Source organism: Pseudomonas sp. GXM4, assembly GCF_008923895.1.
In the GTDB taxonomy this organism is placed as follows: Bacteria; Pseudomonadota; Gammaproteobacteria; order Pseudomonadales; family Pseudomonadaceae; genus Aquipseudomonas; species Aquipseudomonas atacamensis.
In genome coordinates this window covers 86,111-101,899 of record NZ_WBRZ01000001.1, presented here as the reverse complement: position 1 = coordinate 101,899, position 15,789 = coordinate 86,111, and the positions used below count along the sequence as shown (strand labels likewise).

Genomic DNA, 15,789 nt, shown 5'->3' with positions numbered 1-15,789 from the left:
CTTGTACTTGATGGTAAAAATCAAGATCAAAAGATCGCAGCCTCGTTGCACTCGTCAGCTCCTACAGGGGATGCGGCCCCAACCTCTTGGCCAAACCAGTCAGCCACTTTGATAACTTTGACCATTGCCCCAAGCCCCGCGCGGCGCGACTATCCCTGTGTTGTTTACGGTTCCCAGCCTAATAAAAACACCGAGGGATTCTGGCAATGCGCGATTACTTGTCTGCCACCGAACAGTTCGATTATCAGCACACCGTCGATGCGTCGCTCAGCGGCACGCTGGCGGCACTCAACGCCTGCATCGAATGTTGCGACCGCCATGCCTTGCCCGGGCGCATTGCGTTGTTCTGGGAAGGTCGCGACGGCTCAAGTGCGACTTACACCTTCACTGATCTGCAAGACAAAGCCGCGCGTTTCGCCAATTTCCTCCTCGCCCAGGGCGTGCAGAAGGGCGACAAGGTCGCCGGCCTGCTGCCGCGCAACGTCGAATTACTCATCACCGTGCTCGCCACCTGGCGCATCGGCGCGGTGTATCAGCCGCTATTCACCGCGTTCGGCCCCAAAGCCCTCGAACATCGCTTGAACAGTTCCGGGGCGAAAGTCGTGGTCACCGATGCGGTCAATCGTCCCAAGCTCAGTGAAGTCAGCGCCTGCCCGACCGTCGTCACCGTGGCCGGCGCCAAAGGTCAGGGCATTGTTCGCGGTGATTTCAGTTTCTGGGCTGAGCTGGCCAACCATTCCAATGTTTGCGAACCGGTGTTACTGACCGGCGAAGACCCGTTCCTGCTGATGTTCACCTCGGGCACCACGGGGCCGGCGAAGGCACTGTCAGTGCCGCTCAAAGCCATCGTCGCTTTCCAGAGCTACACCCGTGATGCGGTGGACCTGCGCCCCGAAGACGCATTCTGGAACGTCGCCGATCCGGGCTGGGCCTATGGCATCTATTTCGGCGTGACCGGGCCGTTGGCGCTGGGCCACCCGATTACCTTTTACGATGGCCCGTTCGCCCTCGAAAGCACCTGCCGGGTGATCAACAAATACGCCATCACCAATCTCACCGGCTCGCCCACTGCCTATCGTTTGCTGATTGCCGGTGGCGAGGAGTTCGCCAGATCGATCAAGGGCAAACTGCGCATCGTCAGCAGCGCCGGTGAGCCGCTGAACCCGGAAGTGATCCGCTGGTTCGCTGACAACCTCGAGGTGGTCATTCACGATCATTACGGCCAGACCGAACTGGGCATGGTGCTGTGCAACCACCACGGCCTCGAGCACCCGGTGCATGTCGGCGCCGCTGGTTTCGCTTCGCCGGGCCATCGCATCGTCGTGCTCGATGAGCAATACAACGAACTCGGCGTCGGTCAGCCGGGCATTCTTGCCATCGACCGCCCGCAGTCGCCGATGTGCTGGTTCGGCGGCTACGAAGGCGCGCCGACCAAGGCTTTCGTCGGCAACTACTATCTAAGCGGCGACACCGTGGAGTGGAACCCGGACGGCAGCATCAGCTTCGTCGGCCGCAGTGATGATGTGATTACCACTTCGGGCTACCGCGTCGGCCCGTTCGACGTGGAAAGTGCCCTGATCGAACACCCGGCCGTGGTCGAGGCGGCGGTCGTCGGCAAACCCGACCCGGAACGCACCGAACTGGTCAAAGCCTTTGTCGTGCTGAGCGCGCAGTACCGCGCCGCGCCGGAGTTGGCCGAAGAACTGCGCCAACATGTGCGCAAGCGTCTGGCCGCGCATTCGTACCCGCGTGAAATCGAATTTGTCAGCGAATTGCCCAAAACCCCGAGTGGCAAATTGCAGCGCTTTATCTTGCGCAACCAGGAAATCGCCAAGGCTCAAGAGGCCGCGGCGCACAACGTTTCAGCTTGAATCCAAGGAAACACCGTCATGCAGATCGAGAACAAGGTTTTTATCGTCACCGGTGGCGCGTCAGGCCTCGGTGCCGCCAGCGCTGAATTGCTGGTCAGTGCCGGCGCCAAAGTCATGCTGGTCGACATGAACGCCGAAGCCGTCGCCGCGCAGGCCCAGCGCCTCGGTGCGCAAAGTGTGGTTGCCGACATCAGCAATGAAGCCGCCGCCGAAGCCGCTGTGCAGGCGACCGTTGCCGCATTTGGCAGCCTCAACGGCCTGATCAACTGCGCCGGCATCGTGCGTGGCGAGAAGATCCTTGGCAAGAACGGCCCGCACGCACTCAGCAGCTTCGCGCAAGTGATCAACGTTAACCTGATCGGCAGTTTCAACATGCTGCGTCTGGCTGCGGCGGCGATCGCCGAGAGCGAAGCCAACGCTGACGGTGAGCGCGGAGTAATCATCAACACCGCCTCGGTCGCAGCGTTCGACGGCCAGATTGGCCAGGCTGCGTACTCGGCTTCGAAAGGCGCGATCGCCAGCCTGACCCTGCCGGCCGCCCGCGAGCTGGCGCGCTTCGGCATCCGCGTGATGACCATCGCACCGGGCATTTTCGAAACGCCGATGATGGCTGGCATGACCCCGGAAGTGCGCGACTCGCTCGCCGCCGGCGTGCCATTCCCGCCGCGTCTGGGCAAGCCCGCCGAATACGCCGCGCTGGTGCGCCACATCATCGAAAACAGCATGCTCAACGGCGAGGTGATCCGTCTCGACGGCGCCTTGCGCATGGCCGCCAAGTAAGGAGGATTAGTCATGACTATGTCCAATGATCCGATTGTTATCGTCAGCGCCGTCCGCACGCCGATGGGCGGTTTTCAAGGTGAACTGAAAAGCCTCAGCGCACCGCAACTCGGCGCGGCGGCGATCAAGGCTGCGGTCGAACGCGCCGGTGTCGCCAGCGACGCGGTTGATGAAGTGCTGTTCGGTTGCGTACTGCCCGCCGGCCTTGGCCAGGCGCCGGCACGTCAGGCTGCGCTGGGTGCCGGGCTGGATAAATCGACACGCTGCACCACGGTGAACAAGATGTGCGGCTCGGGCATGCAGACCACCATCATGGCCCACGACATGCTGCTTGCCGGCAGTGCCGATGTGGTGATTGCCGGCGGCATGGAAAGCATGTCCAACTCGCCGTACCTGCTCGATCGCGCCCGCGCCGGCTATCGCATGGGCCATGGCCGCGTGCTCGATTCGATGTTCCTCGACGGCCTCGAAGACGCCTACGACAAGGGCCGCCTGATGGGCACCTTCGCCGAAGATTGCGCCGAGGCCAACAGCTTCAGCCGCGAGGCGCAGGACGCTTTCGCGATTACCTCGACCACCCGCGCGCAACAGGCGATCAAGGACGGCAGCTTCAAGGACGAAATCGTCCCGCTGACGGTGACTGTCGGTAAAGAGCGGGTGGTGATCAGCAACGATGAACAGCCGCCAAAAGCCAAACTCGACAAGGTTGCCTCGCTGAAACCGGCGTTCCGCGACGGCGGCACGGTCACCGCAGCCAACTCCAGCTCGATTTCCGACGGCGCGGCGGCGCTGGTGCTGATGCGTCAGTCCCACGCGCAGCAACTGGGCCTCAAGCCACTGGCGGTGATTCATGGCCACGCTGCGTTCGCGGATACCCCTGGCTTGTTTCCCACCGCACCGATTGGCGCGATCAAGAAACTGGTGAAGAAGACCGGTTGGGCGCTGGATCAAGTGGATCTGTTTGAAGTGAACGAAGCGTTTGCCGTGGTCGGCATGGCCGCGATGACGCACCTGGAGATTCCCCACGACAAGCTCAACGTGCACGGCGGCGCCTGCGCGCTGGGGCATCCGATCGGTGCGTCGGGGGCGCGGATTCTGGTGACATTGCTCGCGGCGCTGCGGCAGAAACAGCTCAAGCGCGGCATTGCAGCGATCTGCATTGGCGGCGGAGAGGCCACGGCCATGGCTGTGGAATGCGTCTATTGAGGTTGACAGTTGACCTTGTGGGAGCGGGCTTGCCCGCGATGGCAATGGATCAGTCACCATCAATGTTGGATGTGACGGCCTCATCGCTGGCAAGCCAGCTCCCACAGGTTATGTGGTTGTTTGGAAGAATTAAGGAATCACCATGATCCCCAACGAAGACCAGACCCAGATCCGCGACATGGCCCGGCAGTTTGCCGAGGAGCGGCTCAAGCCGTTCGCCGCCGAGTGGGACCGCGAACACCGTTTCCCCAAGGAAGCCATCGCCGAGATGGCTGAGCTGGGCTTCTTCGGCATGCTCGTGCCGGAGCAGTGGGGCGGCTGTGACACTGGCTACCTCGCGTACGCCATGGCCCTGGAAGAAATCGCCGCCGGCGACGGTGCCTGCTCGACGATCATGAGCGTGCACAACTCGGTCGGCTGCGTGCCGATTCTCAAGTTCGGCAATGACGACCAGCGCGAGCGCTTCCTCAAACCATTGGCCAGCGGCGCCATGCTCGGCGCGTTCGCGCTGACCGAACCGCAGGCCGGTTCCGATGCCAGCAGCCTGAAAACCCGCGCCCGCCTGGAAGGCGATCACTACGTGCTCAACGGCTGCAAACAGTTCATCACCTCCGGGCAGAACGCCGGCATCGTGATCGTGTTTGCCGTGACCGACCCGAGCGCCGGCAAGCGCGGGATCAGCGCGTTTATCGTGCCGACCGACTCGCCGGGCTACAAAGTCGCGCGGGTCGAAGACAAACTCGGCCAGCACGCCTCCGACACCTGCCAGATCCTCTTCGAAGATGTGAAAGTGCCGGTCGCCAATCGGCTGGGCGAGGAGGGCGAGGGCTACAAGATTGCCTTGGCCAACCTCGAAGGCGGCCGCGTCGGTATCGCCGCGCAAGCCGTCGGCATGGCCCGCGCCGCATTCGAAGCCGCCCGTGACTACGCCCGCGAGCGTGACACCTTCGGCAAGCCGATCATCGAGCATCAGGCCGTGGCGTTTCGCCTGGCGGACATGGCCACGCAAATTGCCGTCGCCCGGCAGATGGTGCATTACGCCGCAGCCTTGCGTGACAGCGGCCAACCGGCGCTGGTCGAGGCGTCGATGGCCAAGCTGTTCGCCTCGGAAATGGCCGAGAAGGTCTGTTCCATGGCCTTGCAAACCCTCGGCGGTTACGGTTACCTCAACGACTTTCCGCTGGAACGCATCTACCGCGACGTGCGCGTCTGCCAGATTTACGAAGGCACCAGCGACATTCAGCGCATGGTCATTTCGCGCAATCTCTGACAAGGAATTTTCTACATGACTTACGAAACGATTCTGCTGGAAACCCGCGACCGCGTCGGCCTGATCACCCTCAACCGGCCACAGGCGCTGAACGCGCTGAACGCGCAACTGGTCAGCGAAGTGAACCACGCCCTCGATACGCTGGAAGCCGATGCGCACATTGGCTGCATCGTCCTCACTGGTTCGAAAAAAGCTTTCGCCGCTGGCGCCGACATCAAGGAAATGGCTGAGCTGACCTATCCGCAGATCTACATGGACGACCTGTTCAGCGACAGCGATCGCGTTGCCAACCGACGCAAGCCGATCATCGCAGCGGTCAACGGCTTCGCCCTGGGCGGCGGTTGTGAACTGGCGCTGATGTGCGACTTCATCCTGGCGGGCGACAACGCCAGATTCGGCCAGCCGGAAATCAACCTCGGCGTGCTGCCGGGCATGGGCGGCACCCAGCGCCTGACCCGCGCCGTCGGCAAAGCCAAAGCCATGGAAATGTGCCTGAGCGGGCGCATGATCGACGCGGTAGAAGCCGAGCGTTGCGGCATCGTCGCGCGTATCGTGCCGAGCGATGAGCTGCTTGATGAAGCGCTGAAAGTCGCAGCGGTGATCGCTGGCAAGTCACTGCCGATTGCGATGATGATCAAGGAAAGTGTGAACCGGGCGTTCGAGGTCAACCTGACTGAGGGCGTGCGCTTTGAGCGGCGGGTGTTCCATGCCGCGTTTGCGACGCAGGATCAGAAGGAAGGGATGGCGGCGTTTATTGCCAAGCGTGAGGCTGCATTCCAAGGCAAATAGTGTGTGAGCTTCAAAAGTCCCTCACCCTAGCCCTCTCCCCAGGGAGAGGGGACTGACCGCGTGATATGGGCGAATTACGCCGACCTAAAAGGTTGCCGCTGAATCCGTAACCGACTCGGTCGGCTCCCTCTCCCTGGGGAGAGGGCTGGGGTGAGGGGAAGGGCCAACGCCATTACAACTGGTAGTTCTTCAAATCCCGCGCAATCACCATCCGCTGTATCTCGCTCGATCCTTCATAAATCTGGGTAATCCGCGCATCGCGGTAGTACTTCTCGACCGGGTAATCCTCCAGATAGCCATAGCCGCCATGGATCTGGATCGCCGACGAACAGACCTTCTCGGCCATTTCCGAAGCAAACAGCTTGGCCTGCGAAGCCTCGGACAAGCATGGTTTGCCCGCCGTCCTCAGCCGCGCCGCATGGAGGATCAGCAACCGTGCGGCGTTGATTTGCATGTGCATGTCAGCCAGCAGATTGGCGATGCTCTGGTGCTCGATGATCGGCTTGTCGAATTGCACCCGGTCTTTCGAGTAGGCCAGCGCCGCTTCAAACGCTGCCCGAGCGATGCCCAATGCCTGCGCGGCGATGCCAATGCGTCCGCCTTCAAGGTTGGACAGGGCAATCGCCAGACCTTTGCCGCGCTCGCCGAGCAGATTGGCCTCGGGGATGCTGCAGTTGTTCAATGTCACCGCGCAGGTGTCGGAGGCGCGGATGCCCATTTTGTGTTCGGTGCGATCGACGATGAAACCCGGTGTGTCGGTCGGCACCAGAAACGCCGAAAGGCCTTTCTTGCCAAGATCCGGGTCGGTCACCGCGAAGACGATCGCCAGTTTTGCCCGCTTTCCATTGCTGACGAATTGCTTGGCGCCGTTGATCACCCATTGGCCGTCGCGCAGTTCGGCGCGGGTGCGCAGGTTGTGTGCTTCGGAGCCGGCCTGGGGTTCGGTCAGACAGAAGCAACCGATGGTCTGCCCACTGGCCAGATCGGCCAGCCAGGTCTGTTTCTGTTCGTCGCTGCCGTAGTTGAGCACCGGGCCACAACCCACCGAGTTGTGAATGCTCATGAACGCGCCGGTCGCGCCATCGCCGGCAGAGATTTCCTCAACCGCCAGCGCATAGGCGACGTAATCGACGTAGGTGCCGCCCCATTCCTCTGGCACGACCATGCCGAGCAGGCCCAGCTCGCCCATCTTCGCCACCAGCGCGTCGTCGATCCAGCCGGCCTTTTCCCAGGCCTGGGCGTGGGGCGCGATTTCGCCACGGGCAAAATCCCGGGCCATGTCGCGGATCATCACTTGTTCTTCAGTCAGTTCGAGATCGTGCATGACTCAGCTCCCGCTCTCATCAAAACCATGGAAGAAACTCGCCACCTGCGCAGCGTCCAGCTCGGCAACGGTCGGCGGGTTCCAGCGCGGTGACTTGTCCTTGTCGATCAACAGGGCGCGCACGCCTTCGATCAGGTCGCCACGGGCAAACCACTGGCCGTCCAGATGCAGCTCCAGCGCAAAGCAATTCTCCAGACTCAGGTGCCTGCCGCGACGGAGCATTTCGAGGGTCACGGCCATGGCCAGCGGCGAGCGGGTTTCCAGCAGATCCGCCGTGGTGACCGCCCATTCGTGGCTGTCGGCGACGGTGACGGCGCGCAATTGCTCGATCATGCTCGGCACGTCCGGCAAGGCAAAGAAGTGGTCGATGGCCGGGCGCAGCGCCTCAAGTGGGGCATCCGGCAGGGTTTGTACAGCGTGCTTGGCCAGCAGGTTCTGCAGCGACTTGAGCGGCGTGTCCTGCCACTCCATCTGATCGAGTTTCTCGTCGAGCAGGCCCAGTTTGCTGCTGTCCAGATACCAGTCGGCGAGGCCGCAGTACAGCGCATCGGCAGCGCGAATCTGCACGCCGCTGACGCCCAGATAAATCCCCAGTTCACCGGGAATGCGTGGCAGGAAATAACTGCCGCCGACGTCGGGGAAATAACCGATGGCCACTTCCGGCATCGCCAGTCGGCTCTTCTCGGTGACCACGCGCAGATCGGCGCCTTGCACCAGGCCCATGCCGCCGCCGAGGACAAAACCGTCCATCAGGGCCAGCACCGGTTTGCGGTAGTGATGAATCGTCAGGTCGAGGGCGTATTCCTCGACGAAGAAATCTTCGTGCAGCGTGTCGCCGCTCTTGTAGCTGTCGTACAGCGAACGAATATCGCCGCCGGCGCAGAAAGCCTTTTCGCCGGCACCGCGCAATACCACGGCGTGCACATCGGCGTCAGACGCCCAGGCATCGAGCTGCTGTTGCAGCAGACGAACCATGTCCAGGGTGATTGCATTAAGGCCCGCAGGGCGGTTGAGGGTCAGGTGGCCGATATGATTGCGCACCTCGGCCAGCACGTCGTTTGGTATGGCATCCATGGACGGGGTCCGCCGGGATGAAGCCTGAGCTGTCATCTGTAACTCCCTGCTTTTATTGTCTTTATTTGAAAAGCCCGCGCGCGGGCGTTAGCGGATCGTAACAGTGCAAATTTGTCGTGTACAACGGGGATATGTGCAGGGGGAATCTGCGTTTTTCTCCTAGCGCCGCTTTCCGTGTAGGAGCTGACGAGTGCAACGAGGCTGCGATCTTTTGATCTTGTTTTTTGAAATCAACAGATCGCAACCTCGTTGAACTCGTCAGCTCCTACAAAGGGATCATCTGAACGTTTCGGTAATGCTGCGGCGCTTGGCGTGCAGTTCGCTGGCGTGGATCAGGCGTTCGAGGTCTTCGGGGGTGACGTCGATGAAGGCTTCCATGTCGGCCAGCGCAAGCTTGAGGTCTTCGGCGGTGATCGCCTGGCGGTCGACCGGGACCACTGGCGGTGCCGGGTCAGCAGCGCGCTTCGGATAGCGGATGCGGGTCAGGTTGTTATAGGCCAGCGCGCTGACGAGCATGCACAGGGCGCCGAGCATCACCGGCTCCATGGCTTTCCAGTCCATGGCGATGGTTGCCGGGTCGGCCAGCACCAGCGTCAACGCCAAGGCGCCGGCCGGTGGGTGCAGGCAACGCAGCCAGCACATGAGAATCACCGCCATGCCGGCAGCAAGGCAGGCGCTGCCCAGCGTACGGCCCAGCACATGGGCCACCAGCAAGGCGACCACGCCAGCACACAGGTAGCCGCCGAGAATCGACCATGGCTGGGCGAGGGCGCCGGAGGACACGGCGAACAGCAGCACCGCCGAAGCGCCGAGCGGGCCGACCAGGTGAAACGCAACGTCATGGCCGAACACCTGCGCGCACATCCACACACTGAACAGCGTGCCCAGGCCCATGCCGATCGCGGCACGGCTCCATTCAGTGGGGCGGGTGTTGATGGCAGCGGGCAACCAGCGAGCAAGCATGTAGAACTGATCCTTTACAAAATCCGGGGCAAAAAAAAGGACTTGTCCGGCATATCCGGAAAGCCCTCGAAGCGTTCCAACATTGGGGGAGGAACGCGCGTAGTTTGCCGATCAAAATCGATGCTGACAAATTCATATAAATGCAGTTTTAGTGCACTATTTTTGCATTGAACGGGTGCGCCGCGCGCTGACGAAGCATAGATAACCGCCCAGCGCCGCCAAGCCGCTCAGGGCGTAGAACATGCTCGGCGCCGGCGTGTGCATCAGCAGAAACCCGCACAGCACCGGGCTCGCCCCACCGCCGAGTGCCGCCAGGTTCTGCGCGCCGTAGTAGCTGCCGCGCAGTGTCTCCGGGGCGAGGGTATCGACGAAGAGGAAGTCTGCCGGGTAAATGATCATCTCTCCCAAGGTGAAGATGTACATCGCCACGCACCAGCCGAGCAGGCTGTCCGCCAGACTGAAACCAATCAACCCGACGATGAACAGCGCAGTGCCGCCAGCAATCCAGTGACGCAGGTGTTCGCGGCTGAGCCAGCGACCGACCTGGTATTGCAGGAGGATCACCGTGATTGCGTTGCAGGCGAGCAGGGCGGCCATGGTGTCCAGGGTCTGTTGCTGGGTGTGGGTGACCAGCAGGTATTGCGACAGGTACAGGGTGAAGCGTCCGTGCACCAACGTGCTGAGCAGGCAGCCAAGGGTGAACAGCACCATGGTGCGGTCGTTTTTCAGGATCATCAGCGTGTTGAGGAAACTTTGTGGCGCAGTGCCGGAAGTTATCGGACTGGCATCCCGGGTCGCGCCGAGCAGCAGAAAAATACTGCCAATGGCGATCGCACCGGCAACGATGAACGGCGCGGACGGCTGCACCCCGGCAATCACCACGCCAATCATCGGGCCGACGGCGTAGCCAATATTGGTCAGCGTGTAATTCAGGGAAAACGCCTTGACCCGCTGGCCCACCGGCAGGTTTTCACTGAGGATAGCCTTGGAGCCGATGAGGAACAGCGCCGACGCGGTTTCGCTGATGATCAGCACCAGGGTGACCAGATACAGGTTCTGCGCGAAGGTCAGCAGGATCAGGCCGATACCGCTTGAAAGCATGGCCACAATCAGCAACTGGCGCTTGTCCAGCCTGTCGATGATGTAGCCGCCGTACAGCGACAGCAGCGTGGCGCTGAACACGGCGATGCCGAGCAGCAAGCCGACATCCTGCGGATTGAGGCCAAGCTTGTTGCTCAGGAACAGTGTCAGCAACGGGCTGACCAGGGCGCGGCTGATGACCACGGTCAGCGAGCTGATCATCAACCGGCGAATGAACGGCGAATACATGGCCACGGAAGGGGAATGTCCTTATTCGGAATGGCTGGCGAACGCCATCCTCTCTGGGCAGCTGCCACCGGTCAACCTCCATCGCCCCATGCACATTGTCCCTGTGGGAGCTGGCTTGCCAGCGATTGCGGTGTGTCAGGCAACATTTGAATCGGCTGGTATTCCGTCATCGCTGGCAAGCCAGCTCCCACACGGTCTGTGTGCTGTCCACTGCCATCACTGGCCACCGGCGGGCCAGTTCAAGCCACATCCGAAGCCGCCGGCCACTGCCGCAAGGTGATCGGCAACTTGCACGATTCACCGCGCCCTATCGGGAAATACTGGAAACCATTGCGCGCCAGGCGCTCGGCGTCGTACAGGTTGCGGCCGTCAAAGATCACCGGGCTGTTGAGGCGCTGTTTGATCAGCTCGAAATCCGGGGCCTTGAACTGTTGCCATTCAGTGCAGATGATCAGCGCATCGGCGCCGGCCAGTACCGATTCCGGCGTGCCCATCAGCATCAGTTTTGATTCGTTTGGATAGAGATTCTGGGTTTCCACCATGGCTTCCGGATCAAACGCGCGCACGCTGGCCCCGGCAGCCCATAAATCTTCGAGCAGAACCCGGCTCGGTGCGTCGCGCATGTCGTCGGTGTTGGGTTTGAACGCCAGGCCCCACAGGGCAAAGGTCCTGCCGCGCAAATCGCCCCGGTAGAACGCGTTGATGCGTTCAAACAGCTTGTGCTTCTGCCGCTGGTTGATCGCCTCAACCGCTTGCAGCAGATCACTGGAGCAATGCGCCTGTTCGGCACTGTGAATCAAGGCGCGCATGTCTTTGGGAAAACACGAACCGCCGTAGCCGCAACCCGGATAGATAAAGTGATAGCCAATCCGCGTATCGGCACCGATGCCCTGGCGCACTGATTCGATGTCCGCGCCGAGGTGCTCGGCGAGTTCGGCGATCTGGTTGATGAAACTGATCTTGGTCGCCAGCATGCAGTTGGCGGCGTATTTGGTCAGCTCGGCGCTGCGCAGGTCCATGAACAGGATGCGGTCATGGTTGCGGTTGAATGGCGCGTACAGATCGCGCATCACATCGCGCACTTCCGCGCCTTCGCAACCGATGACGATACGATCCGGCCGCCGGCAATCAGCAACCGCTGAACCTTCCTTGAGAAATTCCGGGTTGGAGACGATATCAAACTGCAGCAGGCGGCCAATCTTGATCAGGGCCTTTTCGATGTGGCTGCGCAAAGCGTCACCCGTGCCCACCGGCACCGTGGATTTTTCCACCACGATCAACGGCTGCTGGCGATGCCGGGCAATCGCGTCGCCGACCGACAACACGTAGCGCAGGTCCGCCGAGCCGTCCTCGCGTGACGGCGTGCCCACCGCGATGAACGCAACCCGCCCATGCAACACCGCAAACCGCTCATCAGTGGTGAATTGCAGGCGCTGCGAATCCAGGCCCTCACGCACCAGGCTAGCCAGCCCCGGCTCGAAAATACTGACGTGGCCCTGGCGTAACTGCTCGATCTTCTGCGCGTCGACATCCATGCACACCACGTCGTGACCGACCTCGGCCAGCACCGCCGCTTGCACCAGACCGACGTAACCACTGCCAAACACCGTGATCTTCATGCCGCACTCCTGTTCGCAGTCCCTGCATTGAACATAAGAGCGCGATGTTTCAGTTCGCCTACCGTGCAGATAAAGCCGCAAACAGACCGTTCGGGGAATGCCCGATTGACTTTTACGGCCTCGAACGGCAGGTTGTCGGCCTTTCGCGGCAACCCCTGTCATTGAGTCACGCCGTTTTTTTGCGTTTCATTTCATGCATTTATTGTTTTTGTTGAATCGTTTTTTATTTCAAGGCCGTTTCGTTTGAGTGATTTGTCGAGTACCCAACCTGCACCGTCCACCAGCAATCCGCTGACCGTTTACCTGGCGCGACTGGCACCTTCCAGCCAGTTGACCATGCGCTATGTGCTGCAAGATGCCGCTGACCGCCTCGGTTTCGAAGACGTCGATATCGAAGAAATCCCGTGGCACGGCCTGCAACCGGAAGACGTGGTGGCGCTGGTCGCCGCTTTGCGTGCCGACGGTTATGCACCGAACACCTCTTCGCTGTACGTCAACGCCGTGCGCGGGGTGATGAACGAGGCGTGGCGCATGAGCCTGATCAGCCAGGATCACCTGTTGAAGATGCGTTCGGTCAAGGGCATAGCCGGCACACGGCTGTCCCAGGGGCGCAACCTCAAGCGCACGCTGATTCACGAACTGATGGAAGTCTGCGCTGCCGACCCGCGCCCGCAGGGCTTGCGTGATGCGGCGGTGATAGCGCTGCTGTACGGCACCGGCATGCGCAAGTCGGAATCGGTGGATCTGGATCTGAGTCAGGTCGACTTCAACGAACGCAGCCTGACCGTCACCGGCAAGGGCAACAAACAGCTGATCAAGTACGCGCCGGCCTGGGCCTTTGCCAAGCTCGACGCCTGGCTGGAACTGCGTCGTTCACAGCTCAAGGAAGGCGAGAGCGACGATGCATTCCTGTTCAACCGCATTCGCCGGGGCAGCCACATCACCCGCGAGCGCATTACCAAACACGCGATCTATTACATCGCCCGCCAGCGCGGTACGCAGGTCGGGGTGAAAATCATGCCTCACGATTTTCGGCGTTCATTCATCACCCGGGTGATCGAAGAGCACGACCTGTCGATCGCGCAGAAACTCGCGCATCACAGCAATATCCAGACGACCGCCAACTACGATGTGCGCGATGACAACGAGCGCCGGCGGGCAGTGGATCGCTTCGATTTGTGACGCGATTAGCCCGATGAAGGGCAATTGCGCGCGGCCGTCGCAGCCTGAGTGATTTGTGCAGCAAGCCGTTTGACGTTGTTCTGTTGCGCAGTCACCAGCTCTTCGATGCTTGGCCCTGAAGGCGTCTGCAACACCGAGCGACAGGTCAGTAGCGCCGCGTCTTCAGCACCCAGCGGGCGCACTCGCCATTTCACGTCGATCAAGGCGTACTGGCCGGGAATCGAATCGAAGCGCTGCACGTCGATACGCACCGAGGCGCGCTGCTGGCCGACACCGCTGCTCAATTGATCGATCAGCGCGCCGCGCAACTCATCGGCAAGGGTGGCGCTCCACCAATCGGTTTCCAGAATCGCCACGCCACTATTGCCCTGGCGGATCACAATCTGCGCGCGATCGACCTGTGGCGGCACGCTGATGCTTTCAATGGCGATGTCGGCACCGTTGCGGCTGGCACCCGGTTGCGCCGGGGTCAGTGTGTGAAAGCTGATCGGGTCGCTACGGCACGCAGTCAGCAGCACGAAGGCAGCGAGCACGGTGATCTTCAACGGTAAAGCCATGGATTCAGCTCCTGTGCTCAGTTGCGTGGCGGTCCTTTGAGGTCCAGCGGCGCGGCGTTGTCGGGACGCCCGCGAATCAGCGACTCAGGGTGGCGACCGAGGTAATCCGACAGCTCTCGCAACGAGCGCGACATGCGCCCGAGTTCGTCGAGGGTCTCGGTGAGTTGCTCACGTTGCGGCGAATCCTCGGCGAGGGTCGAATTGGCCGACTGCAAGGTCTTGCTGACATCGGCGAGGGTGCTCTGTACACCCGGCAGAGTCCTGGCGTTGAACTGCTTCAGGCCCTTGCGCAGCTCGACCAGATTGCCGTCGAGGTTGCTGGCGATGCGTTCAACCGGCAATGCGTTGATCTTGTTGACCATCGCCTCGAGTTTTTCCTGCAACTGTTCGAGGCTGCCAGGGACGGTCGGAATGGTGACCGGCCGTGCCTTAGGGTCGAACGCGACTTTCGGCGCTTTGGGGTAGAAATCCAGCGAGATATACAACTGACCGGTGAGCAGGTTGCCATTGCGGGCCTGGGCGCGCAGGCCATTTTCAATGAACGTGCCGATCAGGCGCGCGCCGGTGGCCTCGTCGTTTTCGTCGCCATGGTAGGTCTTGAGAATCTTCGCGTGGGCACGGCCGAGTCGCTGCGGATAAATGACGATGCCGACATTCACCGGAAAGGTGCGCTTGACCTCGTCAAAGTCGAGATTGACCGCCACCACCCGGCCGATTTCGATACCGAGAAACTCGACAGGCGCATCCACCTTGAGGCCGCGCAACGCCTGATCAAACCGCAGCGCCAGGTATTGCGCCTTGCCGTCGGGCGGGGCGAGGGCGGCGGTCTGGTTGGCAAACAGCTCGAAACTCTTGTCGTCGCTGGCCGGCTTATCGTCGGGGCTGTAGTCCGGGGCGCGGAAAGCGATGCCGCCCACCAGCAGGGTCGACAGCGATTCGGTTTTCACCGCAAAGCCGTTGGCGCCGACATTGATGTCGATGCCACTGGCGTTCCAGAAGCGGGTGTTTTCGGTGACGTAGGCATCGTTGGGCGAATGCACGAACACTTCGATGTTGACGCCTTTGCCGTCCGGGTCCAGCGCGTAGGACACGACCTGGCCAACCGGAATCTTGCGGTAATAAACGGGGGAGCCGATGTCCAGCGAGCCAAGGTCTGCGGTGTGCAGCGTAAAGCGTTTGCCCGGTTCGCCGTAGGTGATCGGCGGCGGGTTCTCCAGACCTTTGAAGTTTTTTGAGCGGGTATTGGCCTGACCAATGTCGGCGCCGATGTAATCCCCCGACAGCAGCGTATCGATGCCCGAGACCCCGCCGGCGCCGATGCGTGGACGCACGACCCAGAACTGCGAATCCTCGCGGGTGAAGGCTTCGGCCTGCTTGGCCAATTTGATCGTGGCGTTGACGTGTCTATGGTCGCTGGCCAGTTCGACTTCGGAGACATGGCCGATGACCACGTTGCGGTACCGGACTTCGGTCTTGTTCGCGGTCAGGCCATCGCCGGTCTTGAAGGTAACGGTGATGACCGGGCCTTCCTGAAGGATGTTGTGAATCACCAGCGAAATGCCGACCAGCACCGCGACAATCGGCACGATCCATACCAGTGAAATCGCGAAACGGCGGGTTTTGATCGGCGCTTGACCGGGTGCTCGCGGCTCATCGCTGGCTGACGACTTCATCCATGTCCTCCTCAATTAATCGGGCACTGAGCGTCAGGAACGCAAAAGCACTTCATCAATATAGAAGTGCTTGGCGATAGAGCAAATGTGTATAGCTGGCGTGGGACGCGATTGCAGTCCAGGAGCTGCCGAAGCCTGCGATCTTTTCATCG

Annotated in this window: 13 protein-coding genes; 6 read left to right on the top strand and 7 right to left on the bottom strand. The window is 61.3% G+C overall.

Annotated elements, in window-relative coordinates; all coding sequences use genetic code 11:
- The first annotated feature begins 206 nt into the window (after nucleotides 1-206).
- The 5 genes from F8N49_RS00480 to F8N49_RS00460 all read left to right on the top strand — a co-directional run bounded on the left by F8N49_RS00480 (nucleotide 207) and on the right by F8N49_RS00460 (nucleotide 5,916).
- The gene (locus F8N49_RS00480; RefSeq protein ID WP_151550578.1) at nucleotides 207-1,871 is read left to right on the top strand and encodes an AMP-binding protein; all 1,665 of its coding nucleotides are present in this window, start codon (nucleotides 207-209) and stop codon (nucleotides 1,869-1,871) included.
- An 18-nt stretch (nucleotides 1,872-1,889) separates the two neighbouring features.
- Nucleotides 1,890-2,651, top strand: a complete 762-nt coding sequence (locus F8N49_RS00475; RefSeq protein WP_041480381.1) for an SDR family NAD(P)-dependent oxidoreductase — start codon at nucleotides 1,890-1,892, stop codon at nucleotides 2,649-2,651.
- 12 nt (nucleotides 2,652-2,663) lie between these two features.
- On the top strand, nucleotides 2,664-3,857 hold the full coding sequence (locus F8N49_RS00470; protein ID WP_151550577.1) for an acetyl-CoA C-acyltransferase: 1,194 nt from the start codon (nucleotides 2,664-2,666) through the stop codon (nucleotides 3,855-3,857).
- Between the two features lie 142 nt (nucleotides 3,858-3,999).
- Nucleotides 4,000-5,127, top strand: a complete 1,128-nt coding sequence (locus F8N49_RS00465; RefSeq protein WP_151550576.1) for an acyl-CoA dehydrogenase — start codon at nucleotides 4,000-4,002, stop codon at nucleotides 5,125-5,127.
- 15 nt (nucleotides 5,128-5,142) lie between these two features.
- Entirely contained in the window at nucleotides 5,143-5,916 is a 774-nt protein-coding gene (locus tag F8N49_RS00460) for an enoyl-CoA hydratase (protein WP_024012950.1), read from the top strand.
- A gap of 172 nt (nucleotides 5,917-6,088) precedes the next feature.
- Here the strand turns inward: F8N49_RS00460 and F8N49_RS00455 are convergent, their stop codons facing one another.
- The 5 genes from F8N49_RS00455 to F8N49_RS00435 form a co-directional block, all read right to left on the bottom strand.
- Nucleotides 6,089-7,240, bottom strand: a complete 1,152-nt coding sequence (locus F8N49_RS00455) for an acyl-CoA dehydrogenase family protein (protein ID WP_041480377.1) — start codon at nucleotides 7,238-7,240, stop codon at nucleotides 6,089-6,091.
- A 3-nt stretch (nucleotides 7,241-7,243) separates the two neighbouring features.
- Nucleotides 7,244-8,350 carry an enoyl-CoA hydratase/isomerase family protein gene (locus F8N49_RS00450; protein ID WP_122746284.1) on the bottom strand — a complete coding sequence of 369 codons (1,107 nt, stop codon included), beginning with the start codon at nucleotides 8,348-8,350 and terminating at the stop codon, nucleotides 7,244-7,246.
- Between the two features lie 240 nt (nucleotides 8,351-8,590).
- Complete coding sequence (locus F8N49_RS00445) at nucleotides 8,591-9,277, bottom strand: HPP family protein (protein ID WP_041480375.1); 687 nt, start codon at nucleotides 9,275-9,277, stop codon at nucleotides 8,591-8,593.
- Between the two features lie 156 nt (nucleotides 9,278-9,433).
- Nucleotides 9,434-10,612 (bottom strand): MFS transporter, encoded by a 1,179-nt coding sequence (locus F8N49_RS00440; RefSeq protein ID WP_122746283.1) that lies wholly within the window; start codon nucleotides 10,610-10,612, stop codon nucleotides 9,434-9,436.
- A gap of 233 nt (nucleotides 10,613-10,845) precedes the next feature.
- Nucleotides 10,846-12,225 carry a UDP-glucose/GDP-mannose dehydrogenase family protein gene (locus tag F8N49_RS00435; RefSeq protein ID WP_151550575.1) on the bottom strand — a complete coding sequence of 460 codons (1,380 nt, stop codon included), beginning with the start codon at nucleotides 12,223-12,225 and terminating at the stop codon, nucleotides 10,846-10,848.
- Nucleotides 12,226-12,468: 243 nt separating this feature from the next.
- Between F8N49_RS00435 and xerC the strand changes: the two genes are divergently transcribed.
- The gene (gene xerC / locus F8N49_RS00430) at nucleotides 12,469-13,407 is read left to right on the top strand and encodes a tyrosine recombinase XerC (RefSeq protein WP_186569674.1); all 939 of its coding nucleotides are present in this window, start codon (nucleotides 12,469-12,471) and stop codon (nucleotides 13,405-13,407) included.
- Nucleotides 13,408-13,412: 5 nt separating this feature from the next.
- Here the strand turns inward: xerC and F8N49_RS00425 are convergent, their stop codons facing one another.
- On the bottom strand, nucleotides 13,413-13,964 hold the full coding sequence (locus F8N49_RS00425) for a membrane integrity-associated transporter subunit PqiC (protein WP_024012957.1): 552 nt from the start codon (nucleotides 13,962-13,964) through the stop codon (nucleotides 13,413-13,415).
- A gap of 17 nt (nucleotides 13,965-13,981) precedes the next feature.
- Nucleotides 13,982-15,637, bottom strand: a complete 1,656-nt coding sequence (locus F8N49_RS00420; protein ID WP_151550574.1) for an intermembrane transport protein PqiB — start codon at nucleotides 15,635-15,637, stop codon at nucleotides 13,982-13,984.
- Nucleotides 15,638-15,789: the final 152 nt, after the last annotated feature.